The 18662-nt window shown below is 73.0% G+C and carries 16 protein-coding genes; 9 read left to right on the top strand and 7 right to left on the bottom strand.

The window, feature by feature from the left end; genetic code table 11:
- Nucleotides 1-104: 104 nt before the first annotated feature.
- The 4 genes from AB0K07_RS08845 (at nucleotide 105) to AB0K07_RS08830 (ending at nucleotide 4453) form a co-directional block, all read left to right on the top strand.
- The gene (locus tag AB0K07_RS08845; protein ID WP_363752803.1) at nucleotides 105-1724 is read left to right on the top strand and encodes a hypothetical protein; all 1620 of its coding nucleotides are present in this window, start codon (nucleotides 105-107) and stop codon (nucleotides 1722-1724) included.
- Nucleotides 1725-1788: 64 nt separating this feature from the next.
- Nucleotides 1789-2586, top strand: coding sequence for a peroxide stress protein YaaA (yaaA, locus tag AB0K07_RS08840; protein ID WP_363752215.1), 798 nt, complete (start codon nucleotides 1789-1791; stop codon nucleotides 2584-2586).
- Between the two features lie 110 nt (nucleotides 2587-2696).
- The gene (locus tag AB0K07_RS08835; protein ID WP_363752213.1) at nucleotides 2697-3413 is read left to right on the top strand and encodes a hypothetical protein; all 717 of its coding nucleotides are present in this window, start codon (nucleotides 2697-2699) and stop codon (nucleotides 3411-3413) included.
- Between the two features lie 74 nt (nucleotides 3414-3487).
- Nucleotides 3488-4453 carry a TAXI family TRAP transporter solute-binding subunit gene (locus AB0K07_RS08830; RefSeq protein ID WP_363752211.1) on the top strand — a complete coding sequence of 322 codons (966 nt, stop codon included), beginning with the start codon at nucleotides 3488-3490 and terminating at the stop codon, nucleotides 4451-4453.
- A gap of 11 nt (nucleotides 4454-4464) precedes the next feature.
- Here AB0K07_RS08830 and AB0K07_RS08825 read toward each other — a convergent pair whose 3' ends face one another.
- The 3 genes from AB0K07_RS08825 to AB0K07_RS08815 form a co-directional block, all read right to left on the bottom strand.
- Nucleotides 4465-5904, bottom strand: coding sequence for a HAMP domain-containing sensor histidine kinase (locus AB0K07_RS08825; protein ID WP_363752209.1), 1440 nt, complete (start codon nucleotides 5902-5904; stop codon nucleotides 4465-4467).
- 9 nt (nucleotides 5905-5913) lie between these two features.
- Nucleotides 5914-6570, bottom strand: coding sequence for a response regulator transcription factor (locus AB0K07_RS08820; RefSeq protein WP_363752207.1), 657 nt, complete (start codon nucleotides 6568-6570; stop codon nucleotides 5914-5916).
- Nucleotides 6571-6656: 86 nt separating this feature from the next.
- Nucleotides 6657-6968, bottom strand: a complete 312-nt coding sequence (locus tag AB0K07_RS08815) for a hypothetical protein (RefSeq protein WP_363752205.1) — start codon at nucleotides 6966-6968, stop codon at nucleotides 6657-6659.
- Between the two features lie 109 nt (nucleotides 6969-7077).
- Here AB0K07_RS08815 and AB0K07_RS08810 point away from each other — a divergent pair, with 109 nt between their 5' ends.
- On the top strand, nucleotides 7078-7416 hold the full coding sequence (locus tag AB0K07_RS08810; RefSeq protein WP_363752203.1) for a DUF952 domain-containing protein: 339 nt from the start codon (nucleotides 7078-7080) through the stop codon (nucleotides 7414-7416).
- 57 nt (nucleotides 7417-7473) lie between these two features.
- On the opposite strand, the gene AB0K07_RS08805 is transcribed toward AB0K07_RS08810, so the two are convergent.
- From AB0K07_RS08805 to AB0K07_RS08795, 3 genes are all read right to left on the bottom strand, one after another.
- A complete protein-coding gene (locus AB0K07_RS08805) occupies nucleotides 7474-9231 on the bottom strand; it encodes a CDP-glycerol glycerophosphotransferase family protein (RefSeq protein WP_363752200.1) in 1758 nt (585 codons plus the stop codon).
- Nucleotides 9232-9587: 356 nt separating this feature from the next.
- On the bottom strand, nucleotides 9588-11702 hold the full coding sequence (locus AB0K07_RS08800; protein WP_363752198.1) for a DUF6077 domain-containing protein: 2115 nt from the start codon (nucleotides 11700-11702) through the stop codon (nucleotides 9588-9590).
- Between the two features lie 141 nt (nucleotides 11703-11843).
- Nucleotides 11844-12443 (bottom strand): TetR/AcrR family transcriptional regulator, encoded by a 600-nt coding sequence (locus AB0K07_RS08795; protein ID WP_363752801.1) that lies wholly within the window; start codon nucleotides 12441-12443, stop codon nucleotides 11844-11846.
- A 217-nt stretch (nucleotides 12444-12660) separates the two neighbouring features.
- On the opposite strand from AB0K07_RS08795, the gene AB0K07_RS08790 reads away from it, so the two are divergent.
- The 4 genes from AB0K07_RS08790 to AB0K07_RS08775 all read left to right on the top strand — a co-directional run bounded on the left by AB0K07_RS08790 (nucleotide 12661) and on the right by AB0K07_RS08775 (nucleotide 17741).
- Nucleotides 12661-13554: an ABC transporter permease gene (locus AB0K07_RS08790; protein WP_363752196.1), complete on the top strand. Its 894-nt coding sequence runs from the start codon at nucleotides 12661-12663 to the stop codon at nucleotides 13552-13554.
- 4 nt (nucleotides 13555-13558) lie between these two features.
- Nucleotides 13559-14365: an ABC transporter ATP-binding protein gene (locus tag AB0K07_RS08785; protein ID WP_363752799.1), complete on the top strand. Its 807-nt coding sequence runs from the start codon at nucleotides 13559-13561 to the stop codon at nucleotides 14363-14365.
- A 145-nt stretch (nucleotides 14366-14510) separates the two neighbouring features.
- Nucleotides 14511-16028: a bifunctional cytidylyltransferase/SDR family oxidoreductase gene (locus AB0K07_RS08780; protein ID WP_363752194.1), complete on the top strand. Its 1518-nt coding sequence runs from the start codon at nucleotides 14511-14513 to the stop codon at nucleotides 16026-16028.
- A gap of 42 nt (nucleotides 16029-16070) precedes the next feature.
- Nucleotides 16071-17741 (top strand): CDP-glycerol glycerophosphotransferase family protein, encoded by a 1671-nt coding sequence (locus AB0K07_RS08775; RefSeq protein WP_363752192.1) that lies wholly within the window; start codon nucleotides 16071-16073, stop codon nucleotides 17739-17741.
- Here AB0K07_RS08775 and AB0K07_RS08770 read toward each other — a convergent pair.
- Nucleotides 17738-18484 carry an alpha/beta fold hydrolase gene (locus tag AB0K07_RS08770; protein WP_363752189.1) on the bottom strand — a complete coding sequence of 249 codons (747 nt, stop codon included), beginning with the start codon at nucleotides 18482-18484 and terminating at the stop codon, nucleotides 17738-17740. The genes AB0K07_RS08775 and AB0K07_RS08770 overlap by 4 nt on opposite strands.
- Nucleotides 18485-18662 lie beyond the last annotated feature (178 nt).

The raw sequence follows: 18662 nt of genomic DNA, 5'->3' as shown, positions 1-18662 counted from the left end.
TCGACGAACACGGCCACGCGAGCCGCCGCCGGCTCTCGCGAACCACCCCGGCCGACCCTCCGGCCGTGAAACACTCCGGTCGGGACGACGACGGGGGCGTGGTCGTGTCGCATCCAGAGCAGCACCGTGGGCGACGGCGCCCGCGACTCGACCGGCCGGCGCTCGTCGCGCTGCTGTTCGGGCTGGTCGGCGTGGGGTACCGGCTGGTCCTGACGCTGTACACCGTGCCGGTGTCGAACAGCGACGAGGCCACCTTCGGTCTCGCGGCGCTGCACATCGGGCAGGGCCGGGAACGGCCGGTCTTCCTCTACGGCCAGCACTACATGGGGATGCTGGAGTCGTACCTGGCCGCGCCGCTGATCGCGGTGACCGGGCCGAGCTGGCCGGTGCTGCGGCTGCCAATGCTCGCGCTGTACGCGGTCTTCCTCTACCTGATCCACCGGCTGACCCGTCGGCTCGGGACGCCGTGGTTCGCCACCTTCGTCGTCGGCCTGCTGGCACTCGGACCGGAGCGGGTGGTGCGTGACCAGCTCACCGCCGTCGGCGGGCGCCCCGAGGTGAAGCCGGCGGTGCTGCTGATGCTGCTGATCACCGTGGGCCTGGCGGCCGGCACGGTCCACCGTCGGCGGCTCGCCGTCGCCCTGTTCGGCCTGCTCGCCGGGCTGGCTGCCTGGTCGGATTGGCTGATCCTGCCGTACCTGGCGGTGGCCGGGCTGGCCCTCGTGTGGGCGCTGCGGCGGGAGCTGCTCGGCTGGTCCGGCCTGCTGCTGGTGGCGGGCTTCCTGATCGGCGTGGTGCCGATGATCTACGACAACCTGCGGGCGGGGCCGGGTGACGACTCACTGTCGGTGTTGCGGGAGGTCAGCACCAAGGCGGGCCCGCTGCCGCCGTGGTCGGACCGGGTCCGAGGCGGCCTGCTGGAGGGGGTGCCGTTGGCGCACGGGCTCTGCCCGGTGGACGGCTGCGGTCGCTGGCAGCAGTGGTTCGGGCTGCTCTATCCGGTGCTGCTGGTGGTCGCCGCGGTGCTCGCGGTGCTCGCGTACCGCCGGGCCGCCGGGGCCCCACGCCGGGAGCGGGTCCGGCCCGTGGTGCAGCTCGCGCTGGTCACCGGTGCCGCGTTGACCCTGCTGTCGTACGTGCGCACCCCGCTCGCCGCGACCAACCCGCTGGACAACGCCCGCTACCTGTCGGTGCTGCAACTGTCGCTACCGGCGGTGCTCTGGCCGCTCTGGGTGGCCGCCGTCGCGTGCTGGCGGGGCACGGTCGGCGCGCTCGGCCGGCTCACCGGCGCGCTGGCCACCGCCGTGCTGGCCGCGCTGACCGCGACGACGCTGGTGATCACCGTGATCTTCGCGACCAGCGACGTCCGGGCGTCGCGGACCGAGGAGCGCCAGGCCCGGGAGCTGGCCGGCGCGCTGCGGGCCAACGGCCCCCACGAGGTGTACGGGGACTACTGGACCTGCAACCGGCTGATCTTCAACACCGACGAGACGGTGGTCTGCGGTGTGCTCGACGGCGACCTGTCCCCCGGGCAGAACCGCTACCTGCCGTACTGGCGACAGGTGGGCCGGGCCGAGCGACCCGGCTACGTGGTGGAGGTCGACTCGCCGATGGACCGACGGCTGCGCCGGCTGCTCGCCGACCGGCCCGACGCCGCACCGGTACGCGAGGTCGGCGGCTATCGCGTGTACCACCCCGACACCCCGGTCCGGCCCTGGCGGTAGCTCCGGGTCGTACGCTGGCCGGGCCGGCGCGTGGGGCGCCGCGTCCGCCCGTCGAGGAGACCCGATGCTCATCCTGCTCCCGCCCTCGGAGGGGAAGGCCGACGCCGGCACCGGTCGACGGTGGTCCCCGGACCGGCTCGCGCTGCCCGAGCTGAACCCCGCCCGGGAGCGGGTGCTCGACGCGCTGGTGGCGGTGAGCGCCGGGCCGGACGAGGCGGCGGCGCTGACCGCGCTCGGGCTCAGCGAGGGCCAGCGTGGCGAGCTGCGCCGCAACGCGCGGCTGCGGGTGGCGGCCACCGCGCCGGCGGCGCAGGTCTACACCGGGGTGCTCTACGAGGCACTGGAGCTGGCCTCGTTGCCGGCGGCGGCGCAGCGGGCGGCCCGCCGGTCGATCCTGATCAGCTCCGGCCTGTGGGGCGCGGTCCGGCTGACCGACCGGATCCCTCCGTACCGCTGCCCCATCGGCGCCCGGCTGCCCGGTGTGGGGGCGCTGTCGGCGTACTGGCGGCCGGTCCTGGCGCCGGTGCTGTCGGCCGCCGCGGGCTCCGGGCCGGTGCTCGACCTGCGCTCCGGCGCGTACGCGGCCACCTGGACGCCACGCGGGGAGCTGGCCGAGCGGACGGTGACCCTGCGGGTGCTGCACGAGCGGGAGGTCGACGGGGTGCCGGTCCGTTCGGTGGTGAGCCACTTCAACAAGGCGACCAAGGGGCGGCTGGTCCGGGACCTGCTGATCGCCGGGGCTCGGCCGCGTACGGTCGCGGAGCTGATCGGCACGCTGCGCGACCTGAAGCACACCGTCCTGGAGCAGGCGGCCGCCCCGGGCCGGGCGCGGCAGGTGGATCTGGTGGTCACCGACCTCTAGGGACGGCGGGCAGTCGCAAGATTTCCTCAAGGCTGGGCGGGACCGGTTCCGCAACGGCCGTGCAGGGGCAACGGTAGGGGAACCCAGACTCCGACAAGGGAGCCCCTCCGTTGGCCCGCGAACCCGCCCTGCTCGACCGGCCGCGCTCGCCGGCGACGCCACCCCCGCTGGACTGGCTGACCCTGGGCGACGCGTTCGAGGCCGCCTGCCTGCTGCGCTGCACGCCACGGCCGACCACCGCATCGCCGACGGCGACGCTGTCGCCGCACTCGCCGGGGGTCGAGTTCAACCGGGAGGACGCCGCCCAGCGGATGCGGCAGTTGCTCGCCCGGCTGGACATCCCGGTGACCCACGAGGTGGCCGTCGGCGGCCTGCGCCGCCGCTACGAGCTGCACCGCCTGTGGGTGCCCCGGGAGCACCGTGGGGCGTACGCCCGGATGCTGGACGCCGGTTGGTGGCAGGGGCGCCGGGAACTGCTCGGCGGCCCGCTGCCGGGTGCCTCGCCGGCCCGCCGGCGGTGGGTGTCCCGGCTCGCCGCGGCGGCCTGGCGTTCGGCGCTGCTGGCCGGCGGCCGGCACGTCCGCCGGCACATCCTCGGCGTGCGACTCACCGACCGGGAACTGGCCGCGGTGCTGATCCGCGGCGCGGCCGTGCTCGACGTGCCGGCCCTGCTCCGTCCGGGCACGGGCTGTTTCCTGGTCAGCGTCGCCGACGGGCCGGACCGGGACCGGATTCTGCGCAGCGCGGCGATGGAGCCGGCGCGCACCACGGCGATGGAGCCGGCGCGCACCACGGCGACGCGGTCGGAGTCCCGACCCGCCTGCTGACGCCGGCCGGGGGCACACCCCGCCGGTCGGCTCCGGGCTTGCGCGCGCCGGTCCGACGGCGCACAGTGCACCGCGTGAGTCGTACCTCGCCCAGCCGGCCCGGTCGCCGCCGCGCCGGGACGGCGGCGCTGCTGACCCTGCTGCTGGCCGCGACCCTGACCGGGGCCGCCGGCTGCCAGGACGCCCCGGCCGAGCCGCTGCCGATCCGGATCGCTACCGGCAGCCCCACCGCCGTCTATTACGCCTTCGGGCAGTCCCTCGCGGCCATTCTCAACCGCGAGCTGCCGGGCGTGCGGGCCAGCGTGGTCGTCACCGCCGCCTCGGCGGAGAACGTCCGGCTGGTCGGCTCCGGCGCGGCCGAGCTGGGTTTCACCCAGGCCGACGTGCTGCCCACCGGCACGACGGACAGCCCGACGGTCGACGCCGTCGCCCGCGTGTACGACGACCAGCTGCACCTGGTCACCACCGGCGGCGGGCCGGTCCGCACGGTCGCCGACCTGCGCGGCCGGCGGGTCTCCGTCGGCGCGCCCGGGTCGGGCACCGAGATCACTGCCACCCGGCTGCTGGAGGTGGCCCGGCTCGGCGGCGACGGGGTGCGCCAGGAACGGCTCGGGCTGGACGACTCGGTGATCGCACTCCGCGCCGGGCGGATCGACGCGTTCTTCTTCTCTGGCGGGCTGCCCGTGCGGGGCATCAAGGAGCTGGCCGGGCGCAGCGCCACCCGGATCGTCGACCTCGGCGAGTGGACGGAACCACTGCGTGCCCGGTACGGCGAGGTCTACGTCTCCCGGGACATCCCCCGCTCCGTGTACGGCGTCGATCCGGTGACCACGGTGGCCAACCCGAACTACCTGATCGTTCAGGCCGACCTCCCGGAGCGGCTGGTCCGGGAGGTGACCCGGCTGCTGATGGAGCGCCGGGCCGAGCTGGGCGCGGCACATCCGGCGGCGGGGCGGATGAGCCCCCGCTCGGCGATCGCCACCGCGCCGCTGCCGCTGCACCCCGGAGCGGCCGCCTGGTACCGCGCGGCCAAACCGTGACGCCCGGCCCGCTACCGGGCGAGGGTGGTGGAGCGCAGGTCGGCGGGCGGTTCCTCGTCCGCCGGCTCGGCTGAGGGGCCGGGCTGAGGCGCCGGGAACCACAGGCCGGCGACCAGCCCGCGCGGCTGCCCCGGGCGCATGGTGAGCCGCCCGTCGGAGGCGTCCACCAGCACCGCGGCGATGGTCAGGCCGAGCCCGGCGCCGTCCACGTTCTGCGCGTCCGGTGCCCGCCAGAACCGTTCGGTGGCCTGGCCGAGCTGACTCTCGGTCATGCCCGGACCGGTGTCGCGCACCTCCAGGGCCACTCCCTGGTCGCGCCTGGCCACGGTCACGGTCACCGCCCCGCCGGCTCCGCTGAACTTGACCGCGTTGTCGATCAACGCGTCCAGCGCCTGGTCGACGGCGGTCGGCACGGTCCGGGCGTAGGCCGGGGCGTCGGTCGTGGCGAGCCGCAGCGCGACCGACCGGTGCCGGGCCAGCGGCGCCCACGCGGCCACCCGGGACGCGGCCACCGCGGCGGCGTCCACGGTGACCCGCTCGTTCTCCTCGCGCTCGGCCCGGGCCAGGGTGAGCAGCGCGTCGAGCACCAGGGCCAGCCGGTCGGTCTCCTCCAGGGCCAGCTGATGCTCAGAGCGCCCGTCCGGGTCGGTGAGGCTGGGACCCAGCTCCTCCACCCGCAGCCGCAGCGCGGTGAGCGGATTGCGCAGCTGGTGGCTGGCGTGCGCGACGAACGCCCGCTGCCGGTCCATCACGTCGGAGACGACGTCGGCCATGTGGTTGAAGCTCGCCGCGAGCCGGCGCAGCTCCGGCGGGCCGAGCCGGTGCAGCACCCGGGCACTCCGGTCGCCCTCGGCGATCTCGTGGGTGACCGCGTCCAGCTCGGTGACCGGGCGCAGCACCCAGCCGGCCAGCCCGAACGCGGTGAGCACGCAGGCGAGCACGGCGAGCAGGCCGGCCAGGGCGAGCAGCAGCCACCACGCGGTGACGGCCTGGCGGATCGGGCCGGACGGCGTCACGATCACCACCGCGCCGAGGACCTCGCCGCCGTCGTTGATCGGCACCGCCACCACCACCGCGCCGGCCGTCCACGGCCACACCGACCCGGGGGCGCTGGTCTGCTGCCCGGACAGCGCGATGTCCAGCGCCGTGGTGGTCCCCGCGGCTGGCCGCCAGCTCCCCGAGGCGACCACGGTGCCCCGTTCCCGGTCGACGACCGCCGCGCCGATCGCGTACAGCTCGTCGTAGCTGCGCAGCTCCGCCTCCAGCGGGCCCGGCCCGCCGCCGCGCAGCGCCGGCCCGGCCAGCGAGGCGAACCGGGTGGCGTCGGCGAGCCGGTCGGCGCGTACCCGTTCGGTCTCGCGGCTGGCCAGGGTGGCGGCCAGCGGGGTCTCCAACGCGATGAGGACGAGCACCATCAGCAGCAGATAGCTGATCACCAGTCGACGGCGCACGGCAGCCTCCTACGCATCGCGCAGCCGGTAGCCGACCCCGCGTACGGTCTCGACCAGGCGGGCGTCGCCCAGCTTGCCGCGCAGCGACCCGACGTGCACCTCGACGGTGTGCCGGTCGGTCCAGGTGGTGCCCCAGGCGTCGAGCAGGATGCGATCGCGTGGCACCGCCACCCCGGGCTGGCGGGCCAGCGAGAGCAGCACGTCGAATTCCTTGCGGGTCAGCGCGACCGGTTGGCCGTCCACCGTCACCGTCCGGGCGGCGACGTCGATGCGCACCGGGCCGGCCTCGATCAGGTGCCGCTCCGGTGCGGCGTTCGCGGCCCGGCGCAGCACCGCCTCGATGCGGGCCTGCAACTCCACCATCGAGAACGGCTTGACCACGTAGTCGTCCGCGCCGAGGCGCAGGCCGAGCACCCGGTCGCGTTCCTCTCCGCGCGCGGTCACCGCGATGATGCCGAGCTGGCTGCTGCGGCGACGCAGCTCCCGGCACAGGTCGGTGCCGTCCCCGTCCGGCAGGGTCAGGTCGAGCAGCACCAGGTCGCACGGGGCGGCGGAGAGCGCGGCGGCGACGGTGGCGGCGTGCTCGACCTGGTATCCGCGCCGGGTGAGGGCCGAGGAGAGCGCGGCGGCCACCCGGCGGTCGTCCTCCACCAGCAGGATCCGCACCCGTGCCCCCGTCCGTCGCAGTTTCGTCCTGCGAATGGTGGCAGAAGGGTGGCGGAAGCGGGAGGGCCGCCTCCCGGGCAGCTCGCCTAGAGGCCGAAGACGTCGTCGGCGACGGCGTCCCGGACGCCGTCCACGAAGCCTCGGAAACCCGGGTCGTCGTGGCGGACCGGCACGCTGGTGACGTTGACCCCGCTGGCCTGGGTGACCGCGTCGATCAGGGGCGGGTAGTCGATCTCGGCGTCGGTGAAGGCGTCGTCGTCCGCCTCGGCCAGGTTGATCACGTGCTGTACGTCGTCGGACGGGGTGTCCGGGTCCTCGGCCCACTCGCCGCCAGCCCGGTAGCACTCGTCGTACAGCCCGCGCTGGCTGTCGGTCCAGTCGTCGTCGTAACTCGCCATCGCCCATCCCTCCGCGGCCGCTCCACCTGAGCATGCCCGGTGGTGGGCGACGACCGCGGCGGTACCGGCGAAAACCGGGCGGCGGCGAGATGCCCGTTAGGCTGCCGCTGTGATCTACAAACTGCTGTCGAGCGCGGAGTGGACCGACGCCCTGGCCGCCGGTGCCTTCCCCGGCACGGCCATGGACCACGAGTCCGGGTTCATCCACCTCTCCGGTCCCGACCAGGTGGTGGAGACCGCCCGGCGACACTTCGCCGGCGCGACCGGGCTGACCCTGCTCAGCGTCGAGGAGGAGCAACTGGGCGACGCGCTGCGGTGGGAGCCGTCGCGGGGCGGTCAGCTCTTCCCCCACCTGTACGGCCCGCTGCCGGTGCCGGCGGTGGCGGCGGCTCAGGCGTTGCCGGCGGACGTCCCGGCCGCCGACGCGGTCGCCGCCCTGCTGGGCTGACGCGACCGCGCCCGGTCCGACGGGTGTCGGGCCGGGCGCGGATCGGCGAGACGAGGCTCAGCGGCAGAGGCGGCCGATCTCCTCCTGGAACCGGTCCATCGGGTTGGCCTCGGCGGGGCCGAGCAGGTAGGTCTTCAGCTCCCGGCGCGCCTCGGTCATCGGGTCGTCGCCGGCCCGGGTCACCGTCACGATCTTCTCCAGCTCGCCGCAGTCGGTGGAGAGCAGGTACGCGGCCCGCGCCGTCGGGTACTCCCGGCGGAACTCGTCCTCCGACAGGCCGGCCGGGTTGGCCACCACGTACGGACGCTGGCTCTGCACGAAGTCGGAGACCACACTGGACACGTCGCTGATCAGCAGGTCGGTCTGGTTGAAGCAGTCGAACAGCGCCGGCGTGCGGCCGGTGACCACCAGGTGGTCGGTGCCGTCCAGGGAGGACGCGTCCGGGTTGCCGCCGGCGGCGCGGATCGCCTGCACCACCCGCTCGTGCACCGCCCTGGCCGCCTTGGACCGCGACCCGGTGAGCGGGTGCGGCTTGTAGATCAGGCGTACCCGGGGGTTGGTGGCCAGCAGCCCCTTGACGATCCGCTCACCCATCAGCACCAGCGAGGTGTGGTATGGGTCGTCGTCGAGCCAACCCTCCCAGGTGGGCGCGTAGAGCACGGTGAACGGTCGCTCCACCGACTCGGCGCCGAAGGTGTGCACGCCGGCGAGCTGCGGCCGGCCGATCTCGACGATGTCCGAGTCGAGCACGCCCACCCCGGCCCGGGCGTACCGCTCCCGGCCGGCCAGACCGGCGACCCAGACCTCGTCGTACACCTTGCTGTACGGGTTGACGCTGGCCTGCTTGTCGCTGTCGCCGTGCCCGACGAAGACGTGCTTCGTGCCGGGCTCGCGGAGCATGTGGATGTTCGCGCCGACGTTCGCGGCGTAGAGCGCCGCGCGGACGCTGCCGAGCTCGAGGTTCATGAAGTCCACGCCGGCCGGTACGCAGATGACCGGCAGGCGGGTGTCGGCCAGCTCGGTGAACGCCTCCCGGCTGCGCATCAGCACCACCGCGCGCTGCTCCAGCGCCTCGGTCGGGGCGAGCCACATGTTCGCCTGGTAGACGTCCTTGGCCGGGCCGGCGAAGTAGAGCGCCACCTCGGGCTTGTAGGAGTCGAGCCAGCGTTGGACGGCGGGCAGCAGCGGGCTCTGCCCGGAGCCCCGGCCGCGCAGCCAGGTCAGCGCGATGATCGCGCCCACCACGCCGGTCGCCGCCACCGCCACCGCCGCGGCGACGAAGAACGGCGTCGAGTCGTGCTGCACCGCGGCTGCCACGGCGGCCGGCACCAGGAGCAGGTTGAGCAGGGGCATCCGGTCACCGGCGACCGCCGCCGCCCAGGCCGGCGGCCGGGGGGCCGAGCGCAGTGGGCCCAGCTCGATGTTGCGCACCAGGGCGGAGAGCGGGTTACGACGGTCGATCATGGTGGAGAGCGCGCCGGCGAAGACCGAGACGACCCACACCGCCGCCGGCAGGGCCAGCAGCAGGGTCAGCTCGACGCCGCTGAGGGTCACCTCCGCGACGACCAGCAGCACGGCCGCCAGGTCCCGGGTCAACTGCCGGTACGACCACTGGAGGCCGACCTTCTCCAGCAGCAGCTGCGACGGCGGCGACCAGCGGGCGACGGCGAACTCGCCGATCACCGCGGCCAGCCCGGCGACGGCGAACAGGCCGACCCAGCCGAGGGCCCCAGCGACGAGCATGACCAGGTAGGACAGCACCAGCAGCGCACTGCGGGCGGCCACTCCGATGCGTCCTGTCAACGTGCCGAACAACGAGTTCGCTCCCTACTAGATCGTTTACGGGCGGGGCCCGAGGTCGTCACGCATCACCGCACGCGGTCAGGTCGGGAGTCGCGGCCCGGCCCGCCCTGTCGTCACTGTGAGTGACTGTCGTCGAGCTGGACGGCCGTCGACAAGCCGGCGGTCGCATCACAGCTCGGTTCTCCCGCAGGACAGCCTGAACGGCGAAGACCCGATCTCCTACGTGCCGCTCGTACACATACGACCTTAACGCGAGGGGACATCGGGGTGCCGCTCGGGTATCAATGCCCTTACCGGTCGAAACTCGCTACCTGCTCGGCGTTGGACGCGCCCGCAGCCGACGGTGAACGAGGGCGGGTACGGGGTTCTCATCCGCGACGGAAGCAGGTCATCGCTCCCGGCCGTTTGCGGGTGGCGAACTGCTCAAAGCCCAACTGCGGAGCCAGATCACGGGCCACCCGGTTGCTCGAATAGACACAGATCGTGGTGACGTTGAGCCGCTCGATCGCCCCGGCCAACTCGGGCACCGGCGCCAGGTCGGCCTTGCCGTTGGCCAGTGCGACCAACTTCAAGCGATCCTGAACAAACGGCGTGTCGATGCCGTAGTCGGGCAGGTAGCGGTCGTTGGGGCTGACCACGCGCATCCTGCTGGTCACCATCGGTGCGGTGTGCATGAGGGTGGACGGAGCCAGCACCACGCCGTCGGGCCGGTCGAGCCGGGTCATCCAGAAGACGATCGTCTTGCGCTGCTGAGGCAGCTTCCAGACGGGCTGTTCGTGCACCGTGACGTAGCTCTTCGGCGACCACATCGGCGTGCCGAAGAGTGCGAAGCCGGCTATCAGCGCCGCTGCGATCGCGAGGCTGCCGAACACCCGCACGCGCGGCAGTTCGACGGTGCAGAGGATGCCGATCACCGCCGGGAGGGCGAACATCCAGGGCAGCCGCCAGAGCACGACGCCGATGCCGGTCAGGCTGTTGATCACCTCGAGGACGCCGGGGAAGAGCAGCACGCTCATCGCCAGCGTGCTGCCCGCGACGAGCAGCTGGGGGGTCCGACGGCGAGCGATCAGGGGGCCGAGCCACAGGGCCAGGCCGCCAATCACGCCAAGCACACCGAACAGGATGGTCCGCCGGTACGTGATCTCGGCGTCGTAGAAGGCCGCGGCCGCGTTCTCGGTGATGGGGCCGGCGTTGAGCCGCGACCAGATGGTCGCGCCGATGGGGTAGACCAGAGCCGCCGCCCCGGCCAGGATCGCGTCCCGCCAACGGCCGACGACCATCATCGCGAACGCCGCGCCGCCGACCAGCAGCGGAAGGACGATGGCGGCGGTGGTGGTGAGGCCGGTGGCCACGATCGAGAGCGCGGCGATGAGCACCAGCCCGCGACGGGACCGCGAGTCGAACCACTCGGTCAGGTAGACCCACATGAGCGGCACCACCGCCGCCACGAACATGGTCTTGCCCTGGTGCAGCCTCGTCAGGTGGAAGGTGCCCAGGGCCGCGTCTTGACCGGCGACCAGGTAGAGGTAGGCCACGGCAACGGTGAAGGCGAGCGCGGCACGGCCCGACGCCCATCGCTGCACGAGCCGCCACAGGGCCAGCACCGCCAGCACGGACATGACCGGCAGCACGACGTACCAGGTGGCGGAGGCGGCGTGCAGGCCGAAGACGTGGGCGAAGGCGCCGTAGAACACCTCGATCGAGGGTACCGGCGGCTGTGAGTTCATCGCAGGTGCGACGCCGTCGGTGAACAGGAAGTCCCGCAGCGGCACCTGGTCGCGTTCCGCCACCCAGACCGACTTACCGACGAAGAAGGCGTCGTCGACGGAGTTGCGGGCGAAGAAGAGCCCGGAGACCGCGGCCAGCACGGCGACGATCAAGGCGTACGCCGACGAGAGCGGGGTCGCGGCGGCGGCCGGGGCGGCGCCCGCGGGTGTATTGAGCCAGCGGTGCCGAGCGAGGTACAGGGCCCCCACCGCGGCGAGGGCGCCGAAGCCACCGGGGATCCACCACGGGATACCTGCGCCGATGCCATCATCGGCGGCGGTCAGCCCTGCCGTGACGGCCGCGACGGTGCCCGCGCCGAGCACCAGGGCCAGCAGGGGACGCGGGTACGCCGGGGCGGCGTCCCCGACGGCCTCGACGGCCTCCCGATCGGCAGGGTCAGCGGCGGACGACGGACGGGACCGGCGGCGCCACCACAGCCACCCGCCGAGCGCGACGATGCAACTGGCGGCCCAGACCAGGAACGTCGTCGACGGGGCCAGGTCGAACAGGAACGCCAGGTGATAGAAGACGGTCCAGAGCGCGAACGCCAGTACGCCGGCGTCGGTCAGCAGCACCGGGGCGGCGGCCATGAGGGCGCGCAGTCGCGCGCCGGGGGTTGGCCGGAGCTCGTTGGCGTGGTTCTGCTTCGGCTCCGGCCCCGCACCTGTCGAGGTGGGCTCGGCGGGCGCGTCGGCGACCTGTTCGACGTGGGGCACGGGACGTCCTTGTCGTCATACGAACGAATTCGCGAGAAACTTTAAGTCACACAGGAGTGGCGAGGCGGGGCTCCGGCACAGCGGGCGCCAGCCTAGCGGAATCGGTCACGGCGCCACGTCCTCCAAGCCGTCAGGACAGGGTCAGCTGACCACCGAGGAGTCGCGTTGGCGCGGCACTGCGGTGTCCGCGCCGAGCCCGACGGCCACGGATTCGACCAGGTTGTCGAGGTAGCTGTCGGTGAGCGGGAGGCGGGCGATGGCGAGCCGCCAGTAGAGCGGGCCGACGATGAGGTCGATCGCGGCGTCCGGGTCGGTGTCGGCCGGCAGCTCGCCGCGCTGCACCGCGCGGGTGACCAGGCGGCCACCAATCTCCTGCTGGCGGGCGTGCAGCACCTGACGCAGGGTCGCGTCGATGCTGGGATTGCGGGCGGCCTCGGCCAGCAGGTCCGGGATGATCTGCGAGGCGAGCGGATGGCGCAGCGCGTGCGCGACCGCCTGGAAGAGCAGCGCGAGGTCGCCGCGCAGGGTGCCGGTGTCCAGCACGGGCAGCTTGCCGTGCGCGGCGGCGGCGACGATCTCCAGCACCAGGTCGACCTTCGAGCTCCACCGCCGGTAGATCGCCGTCTTGCTGACGCCGGCCCGCCGGGCCACCGCCTCGATCGAGAGCCGGCCGTACCCGACCGCGGCGAGCTCCTGCATCAGCGCGCGCCGGATGGCCGTGGTGATCTCGCCACGGAGCACCGCCGCGCCGGCCGGGGCCCGCCTCTTCTCGGTCGTCACCAGGGACTCTTCTCGCAGGTCACGACGACCAGAGTAGCGCAACGACGGTACGGTTGCGTCCCGACGTGTTTCGGACTACTGTCCACGCAGCGACGAGGCGGCGCTCCGCGCACAGCTCCCACTAGGATTCCATCGTCGCGAGCAACCCGTCTGCACGAAAGATCGGAGCGCCATTTCCATGGCCACCACCGCGCTGGTCGACCCCGACACGGGCCTGACCCAGGCGCAGCTGGCCGCTCGGCACGGGCTCCGGGTCGCTGGTGAGCGACCCACCCTCGTCGAGTACAGCCGCCGACTCTGGGCCTACCGGCACTTCATCGCCGCGTACGCCAACGCCAAGCTGGTCGCGTCGTACAGCAACGCCAAGCTGGGTCAGCTCTGGCAGGTGCTCACCCCGCTCACCAACGCGGCGGTCTACTACCTGATCTTCGGGTTGGTACTGGCCCAGAACACCATCCCGAACTACATCGCCTACCTGACCACCGGCCTGTTCATCTTCAACTTCACCCAGAGCGCGGTGCTGGCCGGCACCCAGTCGATCAGCAGCAACCTGGGGCTGATCCGGGCGCTGCACTTCCCCCGGGCCAGCCTGCCGCTGTCCACGACGGTGACCCAGTTCCAGCAGCTGCTCGCCTCGATGGTGGTGCTGATCGGCATCGTGCTGGTCACCGGCGAGCCGATCACCCTGGACTGGCTGCTGCTGGTGCCGGCCCTGCTCCTGCAGGCGGTGTTCAACGCCGGCGTCGTCCTGCTGGTGGCCCGGATGGGCGCCAAGGCGAGCGACCTGAAGCAGGTCATGCCGTTCATCCTGCGCACCTGGATGTACGGGTCCGGCGTCCTCTACAGCGTCAGCCTCTTCGAGCGGCTGCCCGGCTGGGCGACGACGCTGGTCCAGTTCAACCCGCTGCTGGTCTACATCGAGCTGGCCCGGTACGCGCTGCTCGAGCAGGCGCCACTGCTCAACGAGTCGCTGACCCAGCTCTGGCTGGTCGGCGCGGCGTGGGCGCTGGTGGCCGGAATCGGCGGGTTCATCTACTTCTGGCGCGGCGAACAGGAGTACGGCCGTGGTTGAGCACATGCACGCCGCCGACGAGGCGACCGTCTCCCTGCCCGTGCTGACCGAGCGGGTCCCGACCGTGGTGGTCGACGACGCGCACATCATCTACCGGGTTCACAAGGGCGCCACCGGTGGCACCACCCCGGTGGCCGCGCTGCGCCGGCTGGTCAAGCGCACCTCCGCGCCGAACGTGCGGGAGGTGCACGCGGTGAAGGGGGTCTCGTTCACCGCGTACCGGGGCGAGGCGATCGGGCTGATCGGCAGCAACGGCTCCGGCAAGTCCACCCTGCTGCGGGCCATCGCCGGTCTGCTGCCGGTCAACCGGGGCGCGATCCACACCCAGGGGCAGCCCTCACTGCTGGGCGTGAACGCGGCCCTGCTCAACGACCTGTCGGGTGAGCGCAACGTCACTCTCGGCTGCCTGGCCATGGGGATGCATCCCGACGAGGTGGCCCAGCAGGCCGCGGGGATCATCGACTTCTCCGGGATCAACGAGCGGGGTGACTTCGCCAGCCTGCCGATGCGCACGTACTCCTCCGGCATGGCGGCCCGGCTGCGGTTCTCCATCGCCGCCGCCAAGAAGCACGACGTGCTGCTCATCGACGAGGCGCTCGCCACCGGCGACAAGGGCTTCCGCAAGCGCAGCGAGCAGCGGGTGCGGGAGCTGCGGGAGGGCGCCGGCACGGTGTTCCTGGTCAGCCACCAGCTCTCCTCGGTGCGCGACACCTGTGAACGGACCATCTGGCTGGAATCCGGCGTCCTGCGCATGGACGGGCCCACCAACGAGGTCATCCGGGCATACGAGGCGTACGCGAACAGCAAGTAGAGTGCCGGCGAACGTCCGGCATCGACACGGCGCCATGAACCGCGTCGCCCGCGTTGGGGCGACGCGGTTCCCGCGTTAAGGTTCATTCCGTCGCCGCTCGGGCGGAACCTTCCGTTAACGCATCCCTGAGAGTGAGGATCCGGCAATGACGCAGGACCAGACCACTGGCCCCGACGCCGCACCGGAGACCCCGGCACCGTGGCGGCCCTCGCGGACCGTGGCGGTGGTGCTGGCCGGCGGTACAGGGACCCGGCTGGGCCTCGGCATCCCGAAGCAGCTGCTGAAGATCGCCGGTAAGCCGATCATCGAGCACACCCTGGCGGTCTTCGAGGCCGCTCCGGAGATCGACGAGGTCATCGTGCTGATGGCCACCGGGCACGTCGAGGACGCCCGGCAGATCGTCGAGAAGGCCGGCCTGCGCAAGGTCACCAAGGTGATCGAGGGCGGCGACACCCGTAACGCGACCACCCGGATCGCGCTGGACGCGGTCGGCCCGGCCGACTGCAACATCCTCTTCCACGACGCGGTGCGCCCGCTGCTCAGCGGCCGGATCGTGCGCGAGTGCGTCAACGCCCTCTGGACCTACGCCGCCGTGGACGTGGCCATCCCGTCCGCCGACACGATCATCCAGGTGGACGAGAACGACTGCATCACCGACATCCCGGTGCGCTCCCGGCTGCGCCGCGGGCAGACCCCGCAGGCGTTCCGCTCCCCCACCATCCGCGAGGCGTACCGGATCGCCGAGGGTGACCCGGACTTCGCCGCCACCGACGACTGCGGCGTCGTGCTGCGCTACCTGCCGGGCACCCCGATCAAGGTGATCGACGGCTCGGACGAGAACATCAAGGTCACCCACCCGGTCGACGTGCACCTGGCGGACAAACTCTTCCAGCTCGCCGCCGCGCAGGCGCCCCGGCTGACCGACCACCGCAGCTACACCGAGGAGCTGACCGGCCGCACCATCGTGGTGTTCGGCGGCAGCTACGGCATCGGCCACGAGCTGACCGAGCTGGCCCGGCGCCTCGGCGCCCAGGTCTTCCCGTTCAGCCGCTCCACCACCGGCACGCACGTGGAGCGGGCCGAGGACGTCGAGGCCGCGCTGAAGACCGCCTTCGAGGCCACCGGCCGGATCGACCACGTGGTGGTCACCGCCGGGATCCTGGAGAAGGGCGCCCTCGCCGAGATGGACGAGGAGACGATGGACCGGCTGCTCCAGGTCAACTTCGTCGGCCCGGTGACCATCGCCCGGCAGTCCCTGCCGTACCTCCAGCAGACCAAGGGCCAGCTGCTGCTCTACACCTCCAGCTCCTACACCCGGGGGCGGGCCCGCTACGCGCTCTACTCGGCCACCAAGGCCGCGCTGGTCAACCTCACCCAGGCGCTGGCCGACGAGTGGGCCGACGTCGGCGTACGGGTCAACTGCATCAACCCGGAGCGCACCGCCACCCCGATGCGGACGCGGGCCTTCGGCGAGGAGCCGGAGCACACCCTGCTCGCCGCGGAGGCCGTCGCCCAGTCCTCGCTGGACGTGCTGATCTCCGACCTGACCGGCCAGGTGATCGACGTACGCCGGGCGCCCGGCGACGGGCCCTCCCCCACCGTGCCGGCCCAGGCCGGGCCGGACCGGGTCGGCTCCCCGGCCGCTGCGGCCTCCGCGAACTGACGCCGACGGCGGCGGAACCCGGACGGCGGCGAACGGAGCGACATGCGTGGTGATCTGGTCCAGAAGCTGGCCGCCCGGTGCCTGAGCACCGGCCTGGCTGTGCTGGCCTTCGTCGTGGTGGCGCTGACCGGCGCCACCGGATGGGGGCTGGCGCTGGCCGTCGCCGCGCTGGCCGCGGCGGCCGCCGAGCAGCGGATCCGGCCCGGCGCTGACCTCGTCGCCGAGACGGCGCTGATCGCCGCCGCCGTGCTGGTCGGCTACTCCCGGCGGCTGGACGACGGGCTCGACCCGGCGCTGGTCGCCACCGCGCTGGTCCTGCTGGGGCTGGTGCTGCTGGTGGGGCCGCTGCGGACCGCCGGCAACCTGGAGATCCGGGTGGCCAACCTGCCGGTGCGGTCCTGGACGCCGCTGATCGCCGACCAGCTCGGCACCGCCCTGCTCGGGCTGCTCGCCGCGGTGACCGTGGCCGCCGCGCTGGCCCTGCCCGCCGCCGTGGCGCTGGTCGCCAGCCTGCTGGTCGGCGTCGGGGCCGGGGTGGTCGCTCTGGACCTGGCCCGGCGCCGGTTCCGGCCGGGTGCCGGCGGCGGGGCGGTCGCCCGGGCGCTGCGCCGGCACCAGCCGGAGTTCCTGCTCTACTTCTCCGCGCCGCCCGGCTCGGAGTACCAGGTCACCATGTGGCTGCCGTACCTGGAGCGGATCGGCCGGCCGTTCATGGTCGTGCTGCGGGAGCCGGAGTTCCTGGCGCCGATCGCCGCCGCCACCAGCGCACCGGTGGTCTACTGCCCCACGCTGCGGGCGTTGGACGAGGCGCTGGTGCCGAGCCTGCGAGCGGCGTTCTACGTCAACCACGGTGCGAAGAACAGCCACTGCATCCGGTTCACCCAGCTCACCCACGTGCAGCTGCACCACGGCGACAGCGACAAGGCGCCCAGCGCCAACCCGGTGTCCGGGATCTTCGACCGGATCTTCGTGGCCGGCCCGGCGGCGATCGACCGGTACGCCCGAGCCGGGGTGCAGATCCCGGCGGAGAAGTTCGTGGTGGTGGGCCGGCCGCAGGTCGAGTCGATCGAGGTGCGCCCGGAGCCGGTACGCGGCCTGGCGTACCCGACCGTGCTCTACACCCCGACCTGGACCGGTCACCACGCCGACGCCGACTACTGCTCGCTGCCGGTCGCCGAGGAGCTGCTGCGGCGGCTGCTGGAGCGCGGCGCGACGGTGATCCTGCGCGCCCACCCGTACACCGCGCAGAACCCGGCCTCGGCCCGGCAGCTGGGCCGGTTGACCGAGCTGCTGGTCGCCGACCGGGCCCGCACCGGCCGGCAGCACGTCACCGGCGCGGCGGCCCGGGAGCTGAGCCTGACCGAGTGCGTCAACCGGTCCGACGCGCTGGTCTCCGACGTGTCCGGAGTGATCTCGGACTACCTCTACTCCGGCAAGCCGTACGCGGTCACCGACATGGGCGACGAGGGCGTGCGGTTCGTGGAGCACTTCCCCCTGGCCGGGGCGGGCTACGTGCTGCGCCGCGACATGTCGAACGTCGACGAGGTGCTGACCGGGCTGCTGGACACCGACCCGCTGGCCGAGTCGCGCTGGGCCACCCGGCGTCACTACCTGGGTGACTTCCCGGCCGAGTCGTACGCCGACGCGTTCCTGACCGCCGCCCGCCGGGAGCTGGCGCCGACGCAGGCGCTCGCCGCACCCACGCCGGTCTAGCGGTACGGGTCGAGCAGCGCCAGCACCGCCGCCGGGTCCTCCACGTGCGCGTTGTGCCCGAGACCGGGCAGCGTGGCGACCGGTACGCCGTACTCCTTGAGCTGCTCGTCGGTGACCATCGGGTCGTTTTCCCCGCGCGCCAGCACCACCGGCACGTCGGTCGCCGCCAACAGCGCGGCCAGGTCGGGCTCGCCGACGGCGAAGGCGGTGGGGTCCATGGCGAGGCGCCACCGGCCGTCGACCTGGCGCAGCCCGGCGTCCACGACCGCGTGGTCGGGTGGAACCAGGCCGGCCAGTCCGGAGACGCGCAGGTAGCGACGAGCCGCCTCGGTGCGGCTGGCGAACCAGCTCACCGGGCGGGCGGCGACCTCGGCGGCACGGGTCAGCTCCGCGGGTGACCAGAGCGCCTTGATGCCCAGCCCGACCACCGCGTCCACCGGGATCCCGGCGTCGCGGGCGGCCAGCGCCAGGCCGACCACCCCACCCAGCGAGTGCCCGAGCACGACGAGCCGGTCGTCGGGGGCGAGGGCCTGCGCGATCCGCTGGGCGAAGCCCGCAAAGGAGTACGACGGCAGCGGCGGCGCCCAACCGTGGCCGGCGAGATCCGGTGCCAGCCACCGCCCGGGCCAGCGCTGCTCAAGGTGCGGCGCCCAGGGCAACCACACGTCGCCGGTCGCCCCCATGCCGTGCAGCAGCAGCAAGACCGGCCTACGACCGGCGTGACCACCCGATTCATCCACCACGGCCGCAGTCTCCCACGGTTCACGGCCCGGTACGAGAGTCGTCATCCACGCCACGCCCGACGCAGGAAGGTCCACTGTAGAGTGCGCGACCTGGACCGGGAACGGGCAGCGTGCAACCGTCCAGCATCGACCACACGGTCAGCGGGACGAAGTCGAACCACCTCGCGCTGTACGGCTT

Origin of the sequence: Micromonospora sp. NPDC049301, assembly GCF_040678715.1 — a bacterium.
Classification (GTDB): domain Bacteria; phylum Actinomycetota; class Actinomycetes; order Mycobacteriales; family Micromonosporaceae; genus Micromonospora.
The sequence above is the reverse complement of the archived record's forward strand: the minus strand, read 5'-3'. Positions and strand labels throughout refer to the sequence as shown.

Coding starts and splice junctions, on each gene's coding strand:
- AB0K07_RS08785 (WP_363752799.1), top strand. CDS start 13,559: ATGCACGCCGCCGACGAGGCGACCGTCTCCCTGCCCGTGCTGACCGAG.
- AB0K07_RS08780 (WP_363752194.1), top strand. CDS start 14,511: ATGACGCAGGACCAGACCACTGGCCCCGACGCCGCACCGGAGACCCCG.
- yaaA (WP_363752215.1), top strand. CDS start 1,789: ATGCTCATCCTGCTCCCGCCCTCGGAGGGGAAGGCCGACGCCGGCACC.
- AB0K07_RS08775 (WP_363752192.1), top strand. CDS start 16,071: ATGCGTGGTGATCTGGTCCAGAAGCTGGCCGCCCGGTGCCTGAGCACC.
- AB0K07_RS08815 (WP_363752205.1), bottom strand. CDS start 6,968: ATGGCGAGTTACGACGACGACTGGACCGACAGCCAGCGCGGGCTGTAC.
- AB0K07_RS08790 (WP_363752196.1), top strand. CDS start 12,661: ATGGCCACCACCGCGCTGGTCGACCCCGACACGGGCCTGACCCAGGCG.